The sequence below is a fragment of the Proteus sp. G2669 genome, assembly GCF_009915245.1.
Taxonomy (GTDB): domain Bacteria; phylum Pseudomonadota; class Gammaproteobacteria; order Enterobacterales; family Enterobacteriaceae; genus Proteus.
The window spans coordinates 52,128-74,317 of record NZ_JAABLX010000013.1; the positions used below are offsets into that span (position 1 = coordinate 52,128).

General features: G+C 37.7%; 15 protein-coding genes and 3 tRNA genes. 5 read left to right on the forward strand and 13 right to left on the reverse strand.

Annotated features, from left to right (window positions below; translation table 11 throughout):
• The first annotated feature begins 2 nt into the window (after positions 1–2).
• Positions 3–452: a cysteine desulfurase sulfur acceptor subunit CsdE gene (gene csdE, locus GWI68_RS03320; RefSeq protein WP_166539376.1), complete on the forward strand. Its 450-nt coding sequence runs from the start codon at positions 3–5 to the stop codon at positions 450–452.
• Between the two features lie 107 nt (positions 453–559).
• Here the strand turns inward: csdE and tcdA are convergent, their stop codons facing one another.
• Together tcdA and mltA are read right to left on the reverse strand one after the other, a co-directional pair.
• Positions 560–1,378: a tRNA cyclic N6-threonylcarbamoyladenosine(37) synthase TcdA gene (tcdA, locus tag GWI68_RS03325; RefSeq protein ID WP_109409175.1), complete on the reverse strand. Its 819-nt coding sequence runs from the start codon at positions 1,376–1,378 to the stop codon at positions 560–562.
• 109 nt (positions 1,379–1,487) lie between these two features.
• Positions 1,488–2,582, reverse strand: a complete 1,095-nt coding sequence (gene mltA, locus GWI68_RS03330; protein ID WP_166539377.1) for a murein transglycosylase A — start codon at positions 2,580–2,582, stop codon at positions 1,488–1,490.
• Positions 2,583–2,939: 357 nt separating this feature from the next.
• On the opposite strand from mltA, the gene GWI68_RS03335 reads away from it, so the two are divergent.
• The 3 genes from GWI68_RS03335 to GWI68_RS03345 all read left to right on the forward strand — a co-directional run bounded on the left by GWI68_RS03335 (position 2,940) and on the right by GWI68_RS03345 (position 3,223).
• Positions 2,940–3,016: transfer RNA gene (locus tag GWI68_RS03335), tRNA-Met, on the forward strand.
• Positions 3,017–3,047: 31 nt separating this feature from the next.
• Positions 3,048–3,124, forward strand: a tRNA-Met gene (locus GWI68_RS03340).
• A gap of 22 nt (positions 3,125–3,146) precedes the next feature.
• Positions 3,147–3,223 (forward strand) — tRNA-Met (locus tag GWI68_RS03345).
• Positions 3,224–3,430: 207 nt separating this feature from the next.
• On the opposite strand, the gene amiC is transcribed toward GWI68_RS03345, so the two are convergent.
• Positions 3,431–4,693, reverse strand: a complete 1,263-nt coding sequence (gene amiC, locus GWI68_RS03350; RefSeq protein WP_166539378.1) for an N-acetylmuramoyl-L-alanine amidase AmiC — start codon at positions 4,691–4,693, stop codon at positions 3,431–3,433.
• Positions 4,694–4,933: 240 nt separating this feature from the next.
• On the opposite strand from amiC, the gene argA reads away from it, so the two are divergent.
• Positions 4,934–6,268 (forward strand): amino-acid N-acetyltransferase, encoded by a 1,335-nt coding sequence (gene argA / locus GWI68_RS03355; RefSeq protein ID WP_109409081.1) that lies wholly within the window; start codon positions 4,934–4,936, stop codon positions 6,266–6,268.
• A gap of 76 nt (positions 6,269–6,344) precedes the next feature.
• Here the strand turns inward: argA and recD are convergent, their stop codons facing one another.
• From recD to lgt, 10 genes are all read right to left on the reverse strand, one after another.
• Positions 6,345–8,255 (reverse strand): exodeoxyribonuclease V subunit alpha, encoded by a 1,911-nt coding sequence (gene recD / locus GWI68_RS03360; protein ID WP_166539379.1) that lies wholly within the window; start codon positions 8,253–8,255, stop codon positions 6,345–6,347.
• A gap of 2 nt (positions 8,256–8,257) precedes the next feature.
• Positions 8,258–11,878 (reverse strand): exodeoxyribonuclease V subunit beta, encoded by a 3,621-nt coding sequence (gene recB / locus GWI68_RS03365; protein ID WP_166539380.1) that lies wholly within the window; start codon positions 11,876–11,878, stop codon positions 8,258–8,260.
• Positions 11,875–14,763, reverse strand: coding sequence for a pitrilysin (gene ptrA / locus GWI68_RS03370; protein ID WP_166539381.1), 2,889 nt, complete (start codon positions 14,761–14,763; stop codon positions 11,875–11,877). Before ptrA ends, recB begins: the two co-directional genes overlap by 4 nt.
• 15 nt (positions 14,764–14,778) lie before the next feature.
• Positions 14,779–18,162, reverse strand: coding sequence for an exodeoxyribonuclease V subunit gamma (gene recC / locus GWI68_RS03375; protein ID WP_166539382.1), 3,384 nt, complete (start codon positions 18,160–18,162; stop codon positions 14,779–14,781).
• Between the two features lie 12 nt (positions 18,163–18,174).
• Positions 18,175–18,519: a hypothetical protein gene (locus GWI68_RS03380; protein WP_244179698.1), complete on the reverse strand. Its 345-nt coding sequence runs from the start codon at positions 18,517–18,519 to the stop codon at positions 18,175–18,177.
• Positions 18,507–18,968, reverse strand: coding sequence for a DUF2509 family protein (locus GWI68_RS03385; protein ID WP_166539383.1), 462 nt, complete (start codon positions 18,966–18,968; stop codon positions 18,507–18,509). Before GWI68_RS03385 ends, GWI68_RS03380 begins: the two co-directional genes overlap by 13 nt.
• Entirely contained in the window at positions 18,965–19,609 is a 645-nt protein-coding gene (locus GWI68_RS03390; RefSeq protein WP_166539384.1) for a prepilin peptidase-dependent protein, read from the reverse strand. The genes GWI68_RS03385 and GWI68_RS03390 overlap by 4 nt, the downstream gene beginning before the upstream one ends.
• On the reverse strand, positions 19,603–20,112 hold the full coding sequence (locus GWI68_RS03395; protein WP_166539385.1) for a prepilin-type N-terminal cleavage/methylation domain-containing protein: 510 nt from the start codon (positions 20,110–20,112) through the stop codon (positions 19,603–19,605). Before GWI68_RS03395 ends, GWI68_RS03390 begins: the two co-directional genes overlap by 7 nt.
• 228 nt (positions 20,113–20,340) lie before the next feature.
• Positions 20,341–21,192 carry a thymidylate synthase gene (locus tag GWI68_RS03400; RefSeq protein WP_166539386.1) on the reverse strand — a complete coding sequence of 284 codons (852 nt, stop codon included), beginning with the start codon at positions 21,190–21,192 and terminating at the stop codon, positions 20,341–20,343.
• A 45-nt stretch (positions 21,193–21,237) separates the two neighbouring features.
• On the reverse strand, positions 21,238–22,128 hold the full coding sequence (gene lgt / locus GWI68_RS03405) for a prolipoprotein diacylglyceryl transferase (RefSeq protein WP_166539387.1): 891 nt from the start codon (positions 22,126–22,128) through the stop codon (positions 21,238–21,240).
• Between the last annotated feature and the right edge of the window lie 62 nt (positions 22,129–22,190).

The following is a 22,190-nucleotide window of genomic DNA, read 5'->3' on the forward strand; positions in this document are numbered from 1 at the left end:
TAATGAACAACACACATCATCTCACCACGCAACACCCTTTTGGTCATGAAATTACCTTAGAGGTATTGCTTAATGATTTTCAAAAATCAAAAGCATGGGAAGATAAATATCGTCAATTAATTCAGCTCTCACGAAAATTGCCCACATTACCTGATGCATTAAAAACTACAGAAAAAGAGATCAAGGGTTGTGAAAATAGAGTGTGGCTTGGTGTCGAGTTAAATAATAACGGCAAATACCATGTTTATGGCGATAGTGATGGTCGTATTGTAAAAGGCTTACTGACGATTATCTTAACTATAGTTGAAAATAAAACGGCACAAGAAATAGCTGATATCGATATATTAGCGATTTTCGATCAATTAGGATTGGCTAATCAGATTAGCCAATCTCGTACAGACGGAGTTAATGCAATTATCGCACGGCTAAAATCACTCACATCCCAGTATTAAGTTTGATACTTTAAATAATTCAAGTCACAGCTAGGCGACAAAGGAATGAGTCGCTAGTCACATACATAAGTATGTGACTAGTGCGAATGAACGCCGTCAACAACGCTTCAACTTGAAATATGACAAGTACGTTGAGCCTTCGCTAACATCTTCTTCAACGCATGAGACACCGCAATAAAACCAAAAGAAGCGGTTACCATCGTTACTGCGCCAAATCCTGCAGAACAATCCATTCGCTTTACACCGTCAGCAGTACTTTTCGCTGCGCAAACTGTACCATCACCTTGTGGATAAACCAGTTGTTCAGTAGAAAAAACACAGTCTATACCTAACTTACCTTTGCTATTTTTTACAACATTAAAATCAGATTTTAAACGTTCTCTTAATTTAGCTGCTAAAGGATCTTGAATTGTTTTTGCTAAATCAACCACTTGGATTTGGGTTGGATCAATTTGCCCACCAGCCCCTCCCGTTGTGATCACAGGAATTTTATAACGGCGACAATAGGCTAATAACGCAGCTTTTGGTCTAACACTATCAATCGCATCAATCACATAATCAAAATCGTTATTCATCATCTCAGCGACATTATCAACCGTGACAAAATCATCAATACTAGTGACATTACATTCTGGGTTGATTTCTAAAATACGCTGTTTCATAACGTCACATTTAGGCTGACCCACATTTTCTTTTAATGCATGTATTTGCCTATTTGTATTAGTTACACAAACATCATCCATATCAATTAAGGTGATAGAACCAATACCACTGCGTGCCAGCGCTTCCGCAGCCCAACTGCCTACTCCACCTATACCCACGACACAAATATGAGCCTGAGCAAAATAAGACAACGCTTTTTGCCCATAAAGTCGTCCTATTCCAGAAAAGCGTTGTAAATATGAATCTGATAATGAATTTTGCATAATGCGATAACAACCTAAATAACAGAAATAATCATGGCTATTAATATCAATAGCCATGTCGTTTGCCTGATTTTACCGTTAATAATAATCTGATAAATAGTAAATCGTTTTATGACGAAGGATTTAGCAAGTTAAGTTGTGATTTTTTTAATACCCAAACACGTCCATAATGATTATAAAAACCTGCCATATGACCTGCATCTTTACCAATCCCATGATAAATATCGAAATGATGCCCTTTAATTGCGCCACCTACATCTAATGCCACCATCAAACGCATTTGATATTCGCCTGTAAACTTACCTGAATTATCAAGCACAGGAATTTCAGCCAGTAATACAGTTCCCGCAGGAATAATACTTCTATCAGAAGCCACTGATGCAAGTGCAATTAATGGAATAGCACTTGCTCCTCTTACTGGTGTAAAAGGCTCAGGTTTAAAAAAAACAAATGAAGGATTTTCTTCTAATAATTTTCTCACTTCAGTGTCGCTATGTTTATCAGCCCATTCTCTGATAGCAAGCATCGACATATCTTTTCTTTCTACTTCACCATTGTCGATTAGCACTTTACCTATGCTTCGATAAGCATGCCCATTTTTCCCTGAATAACCGAAAAAGGTAAGTGGTTTTCCATCACCAAAATCAACGTAACCACTTCCCTGAACTTCCATCATAAAATTATCCATAATGGAATTACTGTAAGCCGCAATTAAAGATTGGCTTAATGCACCATTATAGATAGCTGCACGTGAAGGAAGTTTCGAGCGACTATTGGCGGGCATTTTATAAAGAGGATATTGGAATTCACCTTGTCGTGTTAAACGAGCTTCAAGGACTGGCGTATAATAACCTGTAAACTGAACATTACCATAGTTATCAACACCTTCCATTTGAAAGGCGGAAAGATTAAATTGACGTAATTGGCGAGTATCAGCCCCTGAACGTAGCCAGTTTTCAACTGCTTGATAAGTCTCTTTGTTACTATTATACAAACGAGATGATGTTTGATTTATCTGATTAACTTGTTGCAGATAATCTGGGCCATTAATCGGTGTACCTTGTGTATTTGGCGAGCTGACTTCGATCAAGTCTTGTTTAAGTTTCCCATCTTTATATTGCTGACCTTGCTCTGTAGGACGATGACATCCTGTCAAGGCAAGCGCTAACATACCTAAAATTAACGATTTTCGCCAAGTAATCATTTTTTGCCCGCTTAATGACTAAATTTGAGTGTTGATTTTGAATTAAAAAGATACCAAAGCCAAATCAATAAAGATATGAATATGGATATACTGATAGTTAAGGTTTTCTATTATCCCCTAATCAATATGACTTTTAAACATTAAGTCACAACAAGTGGAAATAGAGAGAGAAACATAGATAAACGATGTGACTCCAATGAGTATAGTCAGCTCCTACAACTTTAAGCACCACGAGTATAACTGCCTAAAATTGCATCCTCATGTATTATTTCTGACCGTTTTTAAAAGAAAACGATAAAAATTTCATAAAAAACTTGCAACTCAGCAGATCCTGAGTATAGTGCCCCTCTGTGGAGACGCGGGGTGGAGCAGCTTGGTAGCTCGTCGGGCTCATAACCCGAAGGTCGTCAGTTCAAATCTGGCCCCCGCAACCAATTCACAAAGCAGTAAGTTTATAGTATCAGTCGCGGGATGGAGCAGCATGGTAGCTCGTCGGGCTCATAACCCGAAGGTCGTTGGTTCAAATCCAGCTCCCGCAACCAATTCTATAAATAACAATTCAGTCGCGGGATGGAGCAGCATGGTAGCTCGTCGGGCTCATAACCCGAAGGTCGTTGGTTCAAATCCAGCTCCCGCAACCAATTTTTCTTCAAGATTTCCTCTCATTTTTACTTTCTCTTTTAATTCAAAAAGCTGATCTTATCAATCATAGATTTACTACATCAATTTTCTTTTATTTCAATAACGTATTGGATAAATTTATTGTGCTGAAAATACAATAGAAATTCCAATAGAAAACACATGATCTTAGCTTTCTACTGGAATATAAAAAAGGGTATAGGAAGAGATTAGCTACGGTCAGCTAAGGTTAATTCACCGCCATTAGCGAAATAAGCTTTGATCCCTTTAAAAATAGATTCTGCAATTTGTTGCTGGAATTTAGCCGTTTTCAGTTTCTTCTCTTCTTCGATATTACTGATAAAGGCAGTCTCTACTAAAATAGAGGGGATCTCAGGGGCTTTTAATACCGCAAACCCTGCCTGATCAACTTTATTCTTATGTAGTTTATTAATCCCTCCCAACAACTTAAGCACTTCACTACCAAATTTTAAACTGTCATTGATAGTTGCCGTTTGTACAAGATCAAGCATCGCATGATCAACATAACGGTCACCACTTTTGCTCACACCACCGATTAAATCAGACTCATTTTGTGTTTGTGCAAGATAGCGTGCAGTATTACTGGTCGCCCCTGTTTTTGATAACGCAAAAACAGATGAACCTCTGGCAGAACGATTCGTAAATGCATCAGCATGAATAGAAACAAACAAGTCAGCTTGCATTTTTCGTGCTTTAGCAACACGCACCGTTAATGGAATAAACACATCTTCATTACGTGTCATATACGCCTTCATTTTGGCGTCTTTATCAATTAATGTTCTTAAGCGACGTGCAATTTGTAATACCACATCTTTTTCACGTGTTTTGTATTTTCCAATGGCACCAGGATCCTCCCCACCATGCCCAGGATCGATCATGATAATGATAGGTCTGTCTCTCCCTGCCCTACCCGGTTTTCGGGTGTCTGTTTGGGCTGGTACCGCTTGTTGTAAATCACCATCATTATATTCACGTAACAGTGCTAAGAGTGGATCATCTTCAGCATTTGCACCATGGCTTGGGTAGAAATCTAACACCAAACGGTTTTTAAATTCCGCAACAGGTTTTAGAGTAAACATTTGTGGTTGTACTGGTGTTTTTACTTCAAAAACTAATCGCACTGTTTTAGGCGTATTTTGACCAACACGGATCAACTTTAAATAAGGATCGCTAGTCTGAACTTGATTAGCCATACCCTTTAATACGCTATTAAGCTGAATACCTTCTAAATCCACCACAATACGTTCTGGGTTTGATAATGCAAACTGACGATATTTCAGTGGTGTTTTTGATTCTATAGTCACGCGAGTATAAGTCGAGGCTGGCCAAACCCTGACAGCAACAATAGATGCTGTCGCAGCAAAGCCAACAGGACTAACACTTAACAATAATAACGCGCCAATTCCTTTAATAAGACGACGACGAGTTTGATTGTGCTCAGAATGACTCATGAAAATATTCCAAAAAAACGATTAACGTCAATAAACTCTAAAAAGAGATAAAAAAAGTTAAGAACGAAAAACTTTACCCAATCCACACTCTACTGTCACTTAAAAACAGCACAATTACTCACATTTACACGAATATTCTGCCCTCATGCAAAACAATAAGATAGGATTTTACTTGCCATTCCTCATCAAAAAGAATAAAAATACATTAAATGCGAATAAAAATTCACTTGAGAGGGTTTTATGAAAGAGCGTAGCACCGAATTGGTCGATGGATTCCGCCACTCGGTTCCGTATATTAATGCACATAGAGGCAAAACATTTGTCATTATGTTGGGTGGCGAAGCTATCGCACATGAAAATTTTCCATCTATCATTAACGATATTGGATTACTACACAGTTTAGGTATCCGTTTAGTGGTTGTTTATGGCGCAAGACCACAAATTGATATGGCACTTGAAGTACAAAAAGTTTCACCAATTTATCATAAATATACTCGTATTACTGATAGTAAAACCTTAGAAATTGTTAAACAAGCAGCGGGTACATTACAGCTCGACATCACTGCACGTTTATCAATGAGTTTAAGTAATACACCATTACAAGGTGCGCATATTAATGTCGTTAGTGGCAACTTTGTCATTGCACAACCCTTGGGAGTTGATGATGGCGTGGATTATTGTCATAGCGGAAAAATTCGTCGTATTGATGAAGAAGCTATTCACCGTCAATTAGACAGTAACGCCATCGTATTAATTGGCCCTGTTGCAGTGTCTGTTACTGGTGAAAGCTTTAATCTCACATCTGAAGAAGTAGCGACACAACTTGCTATAAAACTTAAAGCGCAAAAAATTATTGGTTTTTGCTCTTTCCAGGGTGTTGTCGATGAAGATGGACACATTGTCTCTGAATTACTACCTAATCAAGCCGAAGATAAAATCCAAGAGCTACAAACCGAAGGCGATTACCACTCAGGTACAGTCAGATTTTTGCGAGGTGCCGTTAAAGCCTGTCGCCGAGGCGTAGAGCGCAGTCACCTATTAAGTTATCAATCTGATGGTGCGCTTATTCAAGAGCTATTCTCTCGCGATGGTATAGGAACTCAAATCGTGATGGAAAGTGCAGAAAAAGTTCGTAGAGCCAATATCAATGATATTGGTGGCATACTCGAACTTATTCGCCCATTAGAGCAGCAAGGTATTTTAGTCAGACGTTCAAGAGAACAATTAGAAATGGAGATAGATCAATTCACCATTATTGAACGCGATAATATGACTATAGCCTGTGCTGCTCTTTACCCTTATCAATCAGAAAAAATTGGTGAAATGGCTTGTGTTGCTGTTCATCCTGATTATCGTAGCTCTTGTCGTGGTGAGGTATTACTACAACGAATTTCTGCCCATGCTAAGCAATTAGGATTAGAAAAACTATTTGTTTTAACAACGCGCAGTATTCACTGGTTTCAAGAAAAAGGATTTGAACCTGCTGAAATTGATAAATTACCCATTGAAAAGCAGGCGCTCTACAATTATCAGCGTCGCTCCAAAATTTTGATTTTAGATTTACATAAAGAGTAACTATCAAATATAAACAAAAAGACAGGTATCCCTCTCAATATCTGTCTTTTATTGTTTTTGTCTTATCTGATAGAGATTAGTAACGTAACTTATCGACTAAACCACTTCGACGCTGAATACGTGTTTGAATAGCCATTTTCACCATATATTCGCAGGCATAAAGAGAAAGTTTTTGTTTAGCGCGAGTTAAGGCGGTGTACAGTAATTCACGGCTGACCACTGGCGAAAATTTTTCAGGTAATACTAATGCTGTATGTGTAAATTCAGATCCCTGTGATTTATGCACTGTCATAACATACGCCGTTTCGTGTTGAGGTAACCGGCTAGGTTGAATGGCTTTTAAGGTACCATCTGGCAATTGGAAAAAGGCTTTCATTTCGCCTTCATCATTATTGAGCATAATACCAATATCACCATTAAACAGCCCAAGTGTACTATCATTTCTCTGGATCATAATCGGACGTCCAATGTAGTCACTCTGATAGCTATTTGTAGGGCGACGAATTAATCGTTGACGGTGCAATAGCATTTCAATTCGATCATTTAACCCACTTACACCAAATGGCCCTTCTCTTAATGCACACAATAAACGATACTGGTTAAATGCGTTAAGGATCGCATCAGGAGTGGCTTTTTCTGCTATCAATGAGAGATACTGGCGATAGGCTTGTGCTGCATCTTGTATCATCAGTAAGTAGTTTTCATCACTCTCTAATGGGATAAAATTCACATCTTGAGTATCTAGTGCCATTTCAATTTGTTGAGGCGTAATTACTGCCTTCTTCAGCAATGTCAGTGCTGTTTTGGTCTGTCCTTGGTTTACAGCAAAAGCAAGTTGACCAATTCCTGAATTCGAGCCAAATCGATAGCTTTTTCGTAATAGGCAAAGTGAATCACTAACAACTGAAACGGGTGTGTTAGAAACAGAGATAATATCTGCAGATTTTGATAACTCACCTTGTGTTAAATAATCAATTTTATCAAATCGCTTTTGGCTCAAACCATCATCCGCAAAACGGCAAATATCCCCTAATACAGCTCCAGCCTCAACAGAAGCGAGTTGGTCTTTATCTCCCAAGAAAATAACGTGGCATTGCTGTGGGAGTGCATCAATTAAGCGAGCCATCATAGGTAAATCAACCATTGACGCTTCATCAACCACTAAAATATCAAGTTGTAATGGATTATCTTTATGGTAACGCACTTGCTGGCTTTCCGGCTGAGCCCCTAACAAACGATGAATAGTTTGTGCTTGCTTTGGCATCCACTTATTTTCTTCTTCACTTAAAGCAAGTTGAGCAAGTGCTTTACCTAGGGATTCAGTTAATCGGGCAGCAGCTTTTCCAGTTGGTGCTGCTAATTGAATAATGGGTTTCTCATTCGAAGTAAGCATCACAAAAGCAGCCAAGATTTTTGCCACCGTTGTGGTTTTTCCTGTTCCTGGGCCGCCAGAGATAATAGAGATAGGGCTAGTGATAGCAACACTGGCAGCTACTTTCTGCCAATTAGTTTCTTTATTTTCTTTTGCTGTTGGAAAAAGCTGATTGAGTGCTTTAATTAATGCATTTTCATCAATATCAACCACCGGATGTTCTTGCCTAAAAAATTGAGCCACTTTTTCTTCATAGCTCCACATTCTTTGCAGATAAAGAAGTCCATTATCTAAAATGATAGGTGATGGAGAATTATCACCACCTTGATTAACACAATGACTATGTATTAACGCTTCAATTATTTGATCAGTAGAAGGCTCTCCCATTCTTTGCCAAATAGCGCGAGAAAGTTCGTCTTGCCTACCATCAAACAATTGATTTTCTTTGATAATATTTAATGGCAAACAAACATGCCCAGCTCCTGTTTGAGCGCTTAAATAAGCAAAGATAAACAGTAAAATCGGATTTTCATCTTCCACCAGCATTTGTGCAAATCGAAGATCTAACGGTCGTAATACATTTTGTGTAATCGCTTGTTCTAATAGTTTGATCATTTTTATTTCTCATCGACTACATCAGGAGTGCTACTTTTCATACTTTTACCTGTAAATAACGCATCTAGCGCCAAAACAAACGCCTCATCAGGTAAATAAGCATAAACTCCATTTCCAGGGTGTGCTTTATCTATACCACGTAAGAAAAGATAATAAATTCCCCCAAAATGGCTTTTATAATCATAATCTGGAATGCGTTGCTGTAAAAAACGATGTAATGCTAATGTATAGAGTTGGTACTGCAAATCGTAACGGTGATCTATCATTGCATTGACCATCGCTTCTTGAGTGTAATCTTCACTCGATTCACCTAACCAATTTGATTTGTAATCCACCACATAGTATTTCCCTTCCCAGCAAAACACTAAGTCAATAAAACCTTTTAACATGCCTTCTACTTGCTGGAATTGTAAAGCAGCACAACGTTTTGATAAGGGATCAAACTGACTTATTAATTGAGTCAACTGAGATGATGTTATTTCTTGTTCAATTGGCAAATAAAATTGTAACTCATCAAGTTGTTGTGTTTTAGGGATATCAGCAAGGCATAATCCATCATCATTAAGAGGGGTATAAAACAGTGTTTCCATCCATGTTACTAATAATGGCGCCCACTTTTCATCAAATCCTTGAGCCGTTAATTGCTCTTGCATCCATTGTTCATCAATGGGTTGAGAAAAATCTAAGACTTCAAGCAAGCCATGTAAGAATGTTCCCGCAACCGCACCACGAGGAAAATGATGAATCGAATTTTCATCGGTTTCTTCTCGTTGTTTCTCACCTTTGGCATCAGTATCCAATCCAGGAGCAATAGATTGCACTAAAGCCTCAATATCGCCCAAATCGAAATGGTATCCGCGATTTGAATGTTGATAAGTTAGTCCTGAATAACTGGTTATACGCCAATTATCATGGATTTTACGTTTAAATACTGCAGCCTCTAATTTTGCCTCATTGACTAACTGAGGTTGGTAACGTTGTGCTGAAACTTCATCGAGCGTGATCACACTAATATTTTCATCGAGTAATGCATGGATTGATTGATGTAATAATTCGCTATTCCCTTCTTCACCTTGCTGTAATAAATACCCTAAAGCATTTTTATGAAGATCAGTCAGTCCCGATTTACGTTTATTCCCTTTCACCAATGGCGCAGCGCCCACATAACAACAAAATTTAGAACGAGTTAATGCTACATAAAGTAGGCGTAAATCTTCTGCTAAACGTTCTTCATCCGCTAAACGCAAGCTTTCAGGCCTGCTAAAAATATCTAACTTAGCGTAAAATTTTTCTCTGTCATGATAAAGCGCCCCTTTTTGCTCTTGATAGTTACAAGCAAAAGGTAAGCAGACAATAGGATATTCAAGGCCTTTGGATTTATGAATAGTACAAATTCGCACAAGATTTCGGTCACTTTCCAAACGCATTTGTTGGCTTTCTGATTGCGCATCAGGATGAGAAATTTGTTGTGCTAACCAACGAATAAGCGCATGTTCACTATCAAGCTGTAACGAGGTTTCCTGCAATAATTCGCCAATATGCATGATATCAGTGAGTCTCCTTTCACCATCAATACTGGCAAGTAGATCCTCGGCAATCTGATTATCCATCATAATCTTACGCAACATCGGTAAAACGCCACGTTTTTGCCATAATACATAGTAGTCAGCAAATTTCTCTACATAACTATTCCAGCGTTGTTCATCACGATTTAGGCTATCAATTTCTCTTGCACTAAAACCAAATAACCGACTAGCTAAAGAGGCTCTTAAAACACGCTCTTTCTCTGGCGTTACAACTGCTTGCAGTAACCAAAGCAAATCTTTAGCTTCATTCGTTTCAAATACACTTTCACGGTTTGATAAGAATACAGATTGTATAGAGAGTAAGTTTAGTGCATCACGAATAAGTAATGCTTCTCTACGACTACGAACCAGCACCATAATATCAGCCGATGTCAGTGATTTTTTTTCACCTTGCTCTAGGAGCCATGCTTGCTGTTGATCGCCTACTGATAACCAATCACGAATTTGAGCTGCACATTGCGTTGCCATAATTTGCTCATAATTTCCCGTTGATAGGCTTTCACCTTCAGCAAGCCAAAAGTTAAAAGGTGAGATCGATTTACCATGGTAAATAAAAGCCATATCTTGGTTTTTTTCAGCAGAACTCACCTCAATAAAAGGGATATGCTCAAATAAAAACGGAGCACTAGAACGCATAAAAAGTTTATTAACCGCATTCACCATTCCCGGAGCAGAACGCCAGTTAGTATTTAAAGTGTAATGGTGTGTTGTTTGTTTTCGCGCTTGAATATAAGTAAAAATATCAGCACCACGGAAAGCATAAATTGCCTGTTTAGGATCACCGATAAAAAGTAACCCACTGTTTTGATGCTCACCATAAATAGCATCAAAAATACGGTATTGTTGAGGATCGGTATCTTGAAATTCATCAATCATTGCAACGGGATAACGCTCACGAATAGCCTGTGCTAATGCTTCTCCCCCTTCACGTTTTAATGCTCTATCTAAGCGTGTTAAGAGATCATCAAATCCCATTTCACCCCGACGCATTTTTTCATTTTCAATACCTTGGCGTATTTCGGGGATAGCATTCACTAAAATAACATCACGCAGTGTTAAGCTTTGTTTTGTTAGACTCTCAATTTCAACAAAAAGAATATGCTCAGGAGCAGGGCCTTTGGTCGCTTTTTCATTTAAAATTTCTTGAGAAAAACGAACCAAGCAATCAGGTAACTGATAGCTTTTTGTTTCAAGCGTTGCGGCCCATAACGTGATTTCTTCAATCCATTTAGGTAAAAAACGGCTACTATAACTTCGTTTATCCACTCCTGAGGCCGTTATCCACGCTTCAACTTCATGATGATGTTCATTCCAACGCGCTTTCACCTTATTAATGGCTTCAATAACAGCTTGATGTCGCTCTTTTACCGACTCATTTTCGCTGTCTAATGCCACACCTTCTATTTCTGGCATCTCACCTTGTAAATAAGGCTGTATTTCATAAAGTAGCTGCTCTGGACCAGACCAAATCTGGCTAACCGCATTAGCAACATCATAAGAAAGGGGATAACAGTGGCGACGCCAAAAATCAGCACAAACACGTTTTTTCAGCTCATATTCATCTTGGATCAAGACTTGTTCAAACAATACACCTGACTCAAATGCATTGTTTGCCAGCATACGCTGGCAAAATCCATGAATAGTGTAAATAGCAGCTTCATCCATTTGACGCTCAGCTTCTAATAACCACTGCGCGGCTAACTCTTTATTAGGAATTTGTTTGAGTAATTCTTGGTATGTTTTGTCACCACTATCAACATCATGACGGATACAGGCAAGCCTTAGCTCATGGATATTTTTACGAATACGTGCACGTAATTCATCGGTTGCCGCATCTGTAAATGTCACAACCAAGATCTCTTCAACGCTTAGAGGTCGATAAAACGCAGAATCTCCCCCTAAACCAAGAAGTAATCGCAAATACAGTAATCCAATGGTATAGGTTTTACCTGTACCCGCAGACGCCTCAATAAGGCGCCTTTGGTACAAAGGAAGTGTATAAGGATTTAATGGCTGTGCCTGTATCGCTTCACTCACTCTTTAATTTCCTCAACTGGTAACGTTTTTTGTAATTCACTGACTGTCGTATAACGTTTCCATTTTTTATTTTGCGCGTAATCAGCATCTTTACCATCTTTGCCAATTATTTGAGAAACAAACACAAAACCATTTGGTTTTATTACTGCTTTTTCATAAAACTCAATAGCTTGTTTTAACGTCACTTTATTAAGCTCAGCTAAGAATTTCTCTCGTCCATCATATTTTAAATTATTACGATGGAAATCATTTCGATAAAGAGAGACTTCTTCATAGAAAGTTTGAGGTGGTTGTTTAACTTCAGTAATAATTGCTTGCTTATACTGATTAAAATCAGCCTCACTCATTTTTTTCAAACGTTCGTAGGCTTGCTGATAAAATGCATTATAACGTTCATTTAAGTAAACCGGAGGTTTAGCATTACTTTGTAATAAGAAACCTAGGCCAGACTGTTCACCCATAGTGCCTTGATAAGCAAATACAGCATAACCAAGTTGCTCTTCTGTTCTTAATTGATCATAAAACCAAGGTTTAATAACTGAAGCTAACACAGAAGAAATAGCCTGACCTTCAAGGCGGCTATACCCAGTAGGGATATAAAGTTCGCCTAAAGCATTATCTGTACTGTTTGATTTATTTTGAAATTCAACGGCATCTAATTTATTGAATACTAATGTTTCACCAATCCAGTATTCTGTTCCTTGATTACCTAATAACTCATGTGCAGATTTCGCTATATCACGGCTTTGCTCTGGCGTTAAATTACCAACAACCAGTGCTTGAAGTGCTGCGTTTTTAATCACTTCACGGCGGTTATCAATAATATCTTGCAGTGTAATTGACTCTAATGCTTTGAGTTTGTCAGCTTCTTCATAATACGGAATAGTATTTAATCGGCGAGCTGGCAGCATAGCTGCTTCAAACGCTTTTAGGTTATGAGTTACTTCAAGTTGTTCACGATACCAAGATTTAGCCTGTTCAAGCTCTTCTTGCGTTGATTCAAAGCTCATATAGCTTTTTAATGTTGCATTAACTAATTCTGGTAAATGTTGTGTATAACCATTCATTGAAAAATCAATACCTTGTCCTGATGAGGATGAGATATTCATACCTGCAACAGAAGCTTGGTAAGATAATTCACTGAGTGCTAAACCAGCAAGATAATCAGTTAAGGTTTGTGTAACTTGCTGTTTAACCGTAATGTCTGATTTCTTATTTACTAAACTTAATGTCACGCTGGCTTTTGGCTCATCAGAAAAATAGTGTGATGGCATATAGAACAAGCGAGCACTTTTATCTTGCCACAATAATTGTGGTTTAGTGATTTTACTATCAGCGTCAATCAACGACAGATTATTAGGAATATATGGGTTAAGTGTCGGTAAGGATAATGAAATATCATCCGACAACTTCTGCCATGTTTCTAATTGTTTAGCTGTAATTTTATCAACTTGATAAGGTGCATTAACAAAATAAGCTTGTTTATTAGACGGTTCATTAGGACTTATCACCCAAATACGTGCTTTTTCTGGCGTCAGTGATCCTAGGCGAGAAAGAATTGCTGAAGGTTCATAATTATCGGCAATATAATCAGCATTCAGGATATTTTTGATTGGATAACGCAACATCATATCTGAAATGCCTTCTATGTAATTCATATCTCTTACAATAGAACCATAACGAAATGAGAGATCTAAAACATTCGCAATTTCATCAAAATAGCGCTGACTAATGCCTTGTGACTCAATTAAACGAAGATATGAAAAGATGGCTGAGATAACTTTATCTTTTTGCGCTAAACCTTTATCTGTTAGTGCAACATAAATCGTAAAGGAGCCTTGGTTACGATCGATATACGGCTCTGAAAATGCGCTAATACTTTCAGCTAAACCTTGATCTTGTAACCATGTTGCAAGTGTTCCAGAACTACGATTACCGATTAAATAACCGATATATGCATCAGATTTACTACGAAAATCGGCAACGTTATTATCAATACCGAATTCAATTTGTAAGGTTTTTTGCGGTAAAGCAGGTACTAGATGGATCATTAACCCTTTTTCTTTATCCGTCATCGCAGGCACTGTGGTTACAGGGATATCTGCTTTTTTATTTGGAATACGAGCAAAGGTTTCTGCGGCTAATTTAGATAATTCATCAAGTGATTTATTACTATAAATCACTCCATTCATTAAGTTGCCAGAATAGTGTGTTTGATAGAACTTGATGAGTTCATCTTGAAGTTTGCTGTTTGGCTTGTCACTCAGCGTTTCTAAATTTCCGCCCATAAAGCGAGAACTTGGATGTGCTGGGTTTAAGGTTTCTGCTCTAACTTGCCAAAAACGCATACCGTCACGCGCACGCGCCATGGTTAACTCGGCATTAACTGCATTACGTTCACGATCGGCATTTTTAGGATCAAGTAAAGGTTCAGCTAAAGCATCTGCAAGACGATCGACCGCTTCATTAATGGCGCTATTTTCTACTTCTAAGTAGAAAGCTGTACGATATGTAGTGGTACTCGCATTATGAGATCCCCCGTTCTTTTGTAAGAACTCTGACATACTGCCAGATTGAGGATATTTAGCCGATCCCATTAACACCATATGTTCTAAATAGTGCGCAAGTCCTTGCTGACTATCTGGATCTTCTAATGCGCCAACAGGTAACGCAACTGCCGTTAATGATTTAACGGCTTTTTCGTCAGAAACCAGTAATACAGTCATATCATTAGGCAATTTAATCGCTTGATATTGCCGAGGATCGCTTTCACTTTTTTCAATGCTATCTGGCAATACTTGCCAAAGTGGATCAGCAGCAAAACTGTTGATACTCACTAGCATCAATAGCAACATGATCCATAGTTGCGATAAGTATTTTCTCATCTGATATGAGCTCCCTTATTTTTTTAAAAATGGAATTATTGGTTTAAATATCGTTAATGTCGTCTGTTTTACTGTTTGTAAAAAATGCTCGTCTAATTGAGAGAATGCACGCTGAACATACATATCACTCATTTCGCCATCTCGATTATAGCTATCCGTTAAATGTTGTAGCAGCACTAACTCCGCTTTTGCGAGTGTCTCTTCATCATCAAGTAAAAATTCTTGTGTTTTTTTATCATAGCAAGCTTGTAACCAAGCCCAGCCACTCTTCGCAAATAACGCTAATGGGCTATTTAGCCCTTGTTTATAATCGTGAATTAAATTATCTAAAGTCGAATAAGCAAATTCAGGATCAACTGGCAATAAACACCATTGCGTCTCTTTTCTGCCATAAAACCGGCTTTCGCCAGTTCCCTCTTTTAAACAATAAACCAGATGTTCAATCCATAGTTGCAATAAATCATTAGCCGTTAAACTCGCAGGTCGCCAACGTAATAAGCCATCTGCTTGCACTTCATTTAAACGTCCAATCAATGGCATCGCACTAAAACTTTGCTCTAATGTGACAGAATACGACGCTAATCGTTCACTTCTCACTTTTTCAGCTAAAGGGAGTAGCTCTTCTATTTGTTGTTCCCAATAAATTTGACCAAATGCACTTGCTGGAAGTTGCCCTGCTGCTTTAATACGTTCAAAGAGTGCTCCTGTTGACGTTTCATCAATCAATGCTTTCAATAGCCATTGATTTAATAGATAGCGTTGAAGTGCGTTTATCACAAAAGGCTCTTCTTCGGGTAATTCTGTCTCTTCGATAACAAAGTTTGTTTTTAATCTTTGTTGGAAGAATGCACGGATCGGATGACGATAAAAACGAGAAAGTGCATCAACGGAGACTTTATCTATTGATATATCATCATCTAATGACTCAGTAAAACCTTGATGAGCCTCCCCTTGCCCACTGGCAGCTGGTAACCATTCTGAGGCATAAGAACGAGAGGAAGCCTCAATGTGGAAGTTTTCTTGAGCAAAAGGAACACGACTATGCTGTGTTAATAAATGCTGATTAATGAGAGTTGCACTATCATCAACATTAAGTTTTCCATCATCAGGTAAACGGAAATTTTGACCGATATAGTCTTGTAACTCTTTAATTAAGACTGATGGATTACATTCTCTATCATCACGTATCGATTTGCCGATATAACTGATATAAAGATATTTTTCGGCCGAACTAAGTGCCTCAAGGAATAAATAACGGTCATCATCTCGACGTTTCCTGTCACCACGACGTCGTTTTTCTGCCATTAAATCAAAGCCTAATGGCTGAATATTACGAGGATAAATGCCATCATTCATTCCCAACAAACACACTGCTTTAAAAGGAATTGAGCGCATAGGCATTAGCGTACAAAAGTTTAGGCTTCCCGCCAAAAAGCGCTGACTGATTTTTTCATCATCAAATCGTACCGTTAATTCATCTCGAATAAGCACTAATGGAATTTCATTTTGATATTGCGCTTTCAATCCATTTTCAATCACTTTTTGCCACTGTTGTGTGATCAACGCTAAAACTAACTCAGTCTCTTCATCAGCTTCAAAAAAGGCATCAACTAATTGCTGTCCAATCTCTAACCATGCTTCTAAGGAACGAGTTTCACTTAAACGTGTACGCCATTCACTTAATGTGTAAAGAAAATCAGCAAGATGCCCTGCAAGTTCTGCGACTAACCCACTAGATTCATCATAAGGAAGCACTCCTTTCCAAGGACCATTGTCGCTTTCCATCGCATAACCAAGCAGCATACGCAGTAAACCAAACTCCCAGGTATTTTTACCAGTGATAGGAAGTAAAAATGAAGCTACATTTTCATCATCCAATCCCCAACGTATGCCTGATTCATCCACCCATCGGCGTAGCAGTTTTAATTCACTTTCAAAAATAGAAAAATGCCCAGCTAACGCAGGCACTTCAAGTAAAGCTAATACTTGTTCTGCTGTAAAACGACTTTGAGGAAGTTCTAATAACGTAATAAAGGCTTGTAATACTGGGTGTGCTTGACGTGCTTTTCTATCAGAAATAGCAAAAGGGAGATAGCGTTCAGCAGGTGCATTACCAAAAACGGCCTGAATATAGGGCGTATAATTATCAATATCCGCAACCATCACAATTATATCCCTTGGTAGTAATTCGGGATCTTGCTCAAGCAAATGCAGTAATTGATCTTGTAATACTTCCACTTCGCGTTGTGGGCTATGGCTTGCATGAAAGGTCAACGAGTGATCATCTAGTGAAATAATACGTTTTTTTTCACTACATTCATAGGTTTTAAGTGTTGTACCTAGTTGTGAAAAATCTTCTAAATCAAGAATGTCTGCTTGCAATTGATGAAGTAAATTATCTCTTGGAATATCAACAAAAGCATCCAATACATCGGTATACTCAAGTTCAGAAAGAAAATAGAGGTTATCTTTACCCAATTTTCCCCATGAGGCTAATAGAGGATTACCGATATTTTGCTCTCCCTCTTCATTAAATAACGAAGAAGCGTTTTTTTCATCTTTAAACCAAGGTGATTCATGTAATTGCTGATAATGGCGAGGTTTTCTACTATTAAGACGAGCAAGAAATTTAGGATCTTGAATATCACCCCAATAGTAACGGCAAGGATTGGTAAAGAGTAAATAGATCTCTGTATGACGCCCGATAGCTTGCAGAGCCTGCAAATAAACTTGCGGTAATGCCGAAATACCACAAATAAAGATACGGGGCGGAAAACAGTGCTGAAGTTCTCCTTCTTTTGCACCATTTAATGTCGAAATAAATTGCTGATAAAGATTAGAACGATGCCATTGAGGCTGATTGAGATCTTTCGTGTATTGCTGTAATGCTACCCACAATATTTTCTGCCAACGCTGATTTTCACTCAGCCCTTCTATCAATTCATCTTTTTCCCACGAGGCTAACCAATCTGAACGATATACCAAATATTGGTCAAATAAGTCGGCAACACGCCCTGCTAATTGGTGTAATTTACGTTTATCTTCATCATCATCAAGATAATGAAGTAGCGGTTTAAATTCTTCATGGGATAAATATTCAGGCAATAATCCCATTAATTTCCATGTCATGGCATCTTTAGAAAAAGCACTTTCTTTAGGTATACCTGATAGCACCCGCGTAAACATTTCCCAAATAAATGTTGCAGGTAATGGATAGCGAATATTTGCTGCAATTCCTAAACTTTCAGCAAGCTGAATTTGCAACCACTGAGACATGCCAGGGCTTTGTACTAAGATCACTTCTTGTTCAAAGGGAGAATACAGTGGTCTGGTCTGCATAAAGTGCACCATAAGTGACTTTAATAATGACAACTGATTTGAGTGATATATATGAAACATCAGATCCTCATCTTATGGATTGCATGACCAATAGTATAAATTTATCGTGGGTAAAATATTATTAGCAGCATAACCTTCCATTTGCTGACAGCCTTCAGAATATGAAAGAGAATGCATCATTATTTTCTGGTTATCAGCAAAATAGTAAGGTGATTTATCAGGCAATTTTTCAAATAAAACAAAAATCCCTTGCCCTGTTTGCTGTAATTGAATTAACCGCTGAAAATCAGCTTTTAATGATTGACTATACCCTATAATAGCGACAAAACTAATATTAAAAAATAGTAATACAAACATTGTATTAAGTAAGATAGAACCATTTTCTGATCTATTTTGACCTTTTTTTATGATACACACTCCTTATGCACGAATGGGCAATAATCTAGCCATCCATTTGGATCAGACACAATAGCTTTCTCTTTTCCTTTTTTAAAACCAATCCATTGATAATGATATATTTTATAACCTAGTAAGCTTTCTGCTTGACCTTGAAGTAAGGCCTTATCTGCAGAGATTAAAAATAAGCAGCTCTTTATTTTGGGATCAGCATAAAAAGGACGGCATTGCCATTTGTTTAATTGTATTGATGAAAGGTCCCAATCCTGTGTTATCCCCCATTGCAGTGCAGATTCAGCAAATAAAAAGGCCTGTCTTGCTTGTAACTCTTGCATCACTATTTGTTCAGATTGCCTGTAATGGTAAGAAAAATTTCCAAGCATAGATAAGCTCATGCCAATAAAACCTATCACGACAAATATACCCGCTAAGCCTTGTTCATTGCTCCTGAGAGTGAAATAAATATTCATAGTGCAGTCACATTCCTTAAACGGATGATATTTTGATAATGTGATTTTATTTCAGGCTTTTGTTTTAAATGAAATTTTAAAGAAATAGAAAGATAAAAATACAGATTTTCTTTCACAGAATACGTTTTAGCATAAGGCTGTAAAATAAACTCAGTTACCTCAACCTCGTTATTTTCGAAAAATTGTTGCCACCCTGAAGAAGCACAATCTTTTACTCCTCTTAATTGCTCTAATTGCCCCTTTTTAAGGCGGTATCCAAAATAATCACTCTCTTTTGACAAAGGTGACTCCCATCGACCATTGCTATTTATGTCGTAAGCAAAAATAACGCAGGAATTTTTTTCTTGATTAGGATACTGCCCTATTTTTAAAGGCGATATTTGCAGGCCATCTGCCTTCAACGTATTAACACAATCACCATAACAATACCCTGTACGCCTTAATTGCGTTTCTAGTACCAATAATCGTTCTCTTAAAAAAATATCTAATTGATATTGCTGATAAGAATGGAATAGCGTATTTATTATCTGGGGGTAAGCTCTGCTGATGCAGAGAAATAAAATCCCACTTATCGCAATAGCAAAGAGACATTCCATCAATATCATTCCTGATGAAAAAGAAAATACAGATCGTTTTAACATGATGAAAACACCTTTATATTCTGGCTACACGCTCTTATCCTGCCTAAAGATGAAATAATAATTTTCACTTCATCCTCTTCATTTTTAAGCACAAAACTCATAGGTTTTAACGTTTGGCGAATTCCACCAAACGTAAAATTTGAGACTGTTGATTGCTTAAGTTGAATACCTAGGGCTAATTGATAAATCGTTTGTTTTTCAGGTAAGTATCGTAGAGAAAAAGGAATAGCGACTATTTTGTTACTGGGCGATAAATGAAGTGATATTTTAATTTTGACATTAAACAGCAACGCTTGCTGTTGCTGGTAAGAAAGAAAAACTATGGTTTCTCGCACACTCTGTATTAAATGGCGTTGCTTAATAAAATGTTGATAAGAAGAAATTGATAGATAACTTAAAATAGAGACTATCAGCATCACGATAAGTATTTCGAGTAAACTGATACCTTGCTCACTTTTTTTCTGAAACTCCTTATTTAGGCTTAATTCCCTATTATTGTTCATTTGTTTCTCCTTTTTAGTCGGTAATGAGCATGCAGACCACAGCCTTAAAGGTAAACAAAGATAAGCGTTTTTCTCGAATAGGTACGCAATAACAATACTTTCAGAGCAAATACAAATAAAACGTATTTATGATTAATAAATACTGACAATGCTTTAAATTTTAAATAAAAAACCAATAAAAAAGCCCCTGTTTATCACTAAACAGGGGCTTTAAAAGCAAAGGAGAAATTACACCGTAAATGGATATTTTATTGCTTCATGACATTGATAGCCTTCAACAGTAAAATCATCCGTTGTTACCCATGTTTCGATATCTTCCAATGTTTTTATTTTTGGGTTGATATGCAACGTTGGTAACGGTAAAGGCTCTCTTTTTAACTGCACATCACGCATTAGAGGTAATTGATTTTCATAGATATGTGCATTGATTATCTTATGAAATACTTTACCCGGTTTATGTCCTGTAATTTGAGCCACCAGCGCTAATAAGACAAAGCACTGAATTTGGTTGAAATTCAAACCTAATGGCACATCACAACTACGCTGATAAGAGGTTAAATAAAGGGTATCACCAACAAGTGAAAAGGTATGCGTATGCATACAAGGGCGTAAGCAACCTAGTTCCGTTTCACCTGGATTGTAAAATGTAATGATTTCACCACGATCATCTATACCTTTAGTCAGGTTATCTACTACTTTACGCAGTTGATCAAAATGAGAACCATCAGGGCGTTGCCATTGGCGTCCTTGAACGCCATAAACACGACCCATATCGTCTTCACCTTTTCGATGAGGATTATTCAACCATGCACTATTTTCATTCGCATTGGCATTCCATGTATTACAACCAATTTCACGAAATTGTGCTGCATTATCATAGCCTCGCAGATACCCTAACAGTTCTGCTATTGCGGCTTTATAAAAACTTTTTCGTGTCGTTATTAACGGAAATTGGTTATTCGCAACATCATATTCCAGATCGGCATTAATCACCGTTAAACAACGGGTTCCTGTCCGTTTATTATCAATCCATTGTCCTTCATCGATAATGCGTTGACACAATGCCAGATACTGCTTCATGTTGTCTCTCTTGTTAATTAGCTAATAATAAAAATTTATCTCACACTATTTGTGAGTTGGTGTTGGGTTTTGTGGTGTTTTTTTATCTTGGCGATAAGCCCATACCATAAAAATAATGCCCAACAAAATCATTGGAATTGAGAGTAATTGTCCCATACTCACACCACTAAATAGTCCTAATTGCGCATCAGGTTGACGGAAGAATTCAACAATAATACGGAATGCACCATAACCTATCAGGAATAGACCCGATACACTGCCTACTGGACGATTTTTACGCACAAAAATATTAAGAATAATAAATAACACTACCCCTTCTAACAACATTTCATAAAGTTGTGAAGGGTGACGAGGTAAAACCCCATATTCTTGAATAATAGGTAGCAGCGTTGATGGATCTTGAGCAACAAGCTGAAGATCTTCAGAACGAGAGTTTGGAAATAAGAAGGCCCAAGGCGTATCTAATGTGACGCGACCCCATAACTCACCATTAATAAAGTTACCAATACGACCTAAACCTAAACCAAACGGGATTAAAGGCGCGACAAAATCAGCCACTTGAAAAAATCCACGTTTAGTACGTTTTGCGAACCAAATCATGGCACAAATTACCCCAATTAAACCACCATGGAACGACATACCGCCATCCCAAACTTTAAAGAGGTAAAGAGGATCATTTAAAAAGACTGGCAGATTATAGAATAAAACATAACCTAAGCGACCACCGATAAACACACCAACAAAACCGACATAAAGTAATGTTTCAACTTCATTTTTATTCCAACCACTATTCGGTTTTGCGGCTCGTCGATTTGCAAGCCATAAGGCAAAGACAAATCCAACTAAATACATCATACCGTACCAGTGTAATGACACAGGCCCGATAGAAAACATAACGGGATCAATCTCTGGAAATTTAAGGTAGCTTATACTCATTATTCCCTACTTCACTTAATTAATAATTTCTGTGTTTGCTCTTTATCACCAACACAGAAAAG

What these genes read in the sequence shown, in the direction of transcription:
- csdE (WP_166539376.1), top strand. Translation starts at nt 3, where the DNA reads ATGAACAACACACATCATCTCACCACGCAACACCCTTTTGGTCATGAA.
- tcdA (WP_109409175.1), bottom strand. Translation starts at nt 1,378, where the DNA reads ATGCAAAATTCATTATCAGATTCATATTTACAACGCTTTTCTGGAATA.
- mltA (WP_166539377.1), bottom strand. Translation starts at nt 2,582, where the DNA reads ATGATTACTTGGCGAAAATCGTTAATTTTAGGTATGTTAGCGCTTGCC.
- amiC (WP_166539378.1), bottom strand. Translation starts at nt 4,693, where the DNA reads ATGAGTCATTCTGAGCACAATCAAACTCGTCGTCGTCTTATTAAAGGA.
- argA (WP_109409081.1), top strand. Translation starts at nt 4,934, where the DNA reads ATGAAAGAGCGTAGCACCGAATTGGTCGATGGATTCCGCCACTCGGTT.
- recD (WP_166539379.1), bottom strand. Translation starts at nt 8,255, where the DNA reads ATGATCAAACTATTAGAACAAGCGATTACACAAAATGTATTACGACCG.
- ptrA (WP_166539381.1), bottom strand. Translation starts at nt 14,763, where the DNA reads ATGAGAAAATACTTATCGCAACTATGGATCATGTTGCTATTGATGCTA.
- recC (WP_166539382.1), bottom strand. Translation starts at nt 18,162, where the DNA reads ATGTTTCATATATATCACTCAAATCAGTTGTCATTATTAAAGTCACTT.
- GWI68_RS03385 (WP_166539383.1), bottom strand. Translation starts at nt 18,968, where the DNA reads ATGAATATTTATTTCACTCTCAGGAGCAATGAACAAGGCTTAGCGGGT.
- GWI68_RS03390 (WP_166539384.1), bottom strand. Translation starts at nt 19,609, where the DNA reads ATGTTAAAACGATCTGTATTTTCTTTTTCATCAGGAATGATATTGATG.
- GWI68_RS03395 (WP_166539385.1), bottom strand. Translation starts at nt 20,112, where the DNA reads ATGAACAATAATAGGGAATTAAGCCTAAATAAGGAGTTTCAGAAAAAA.
- GWI68_RS03400 (WP_166539386.1), bottom strand. Translation starts at nt 21,192, where the DNA reads ATGAAGCAGTATCTGGCATTGTGTCAACGCATTATCGATGAAGGACAA.
- lgt (WP_166539387.1), bottom strand. Translation starts at nt 22,128, where the DNA reads ATGAGTATAAGCTACCTTAAATTTCCAGAGATTGATCCCGTTATGTTT.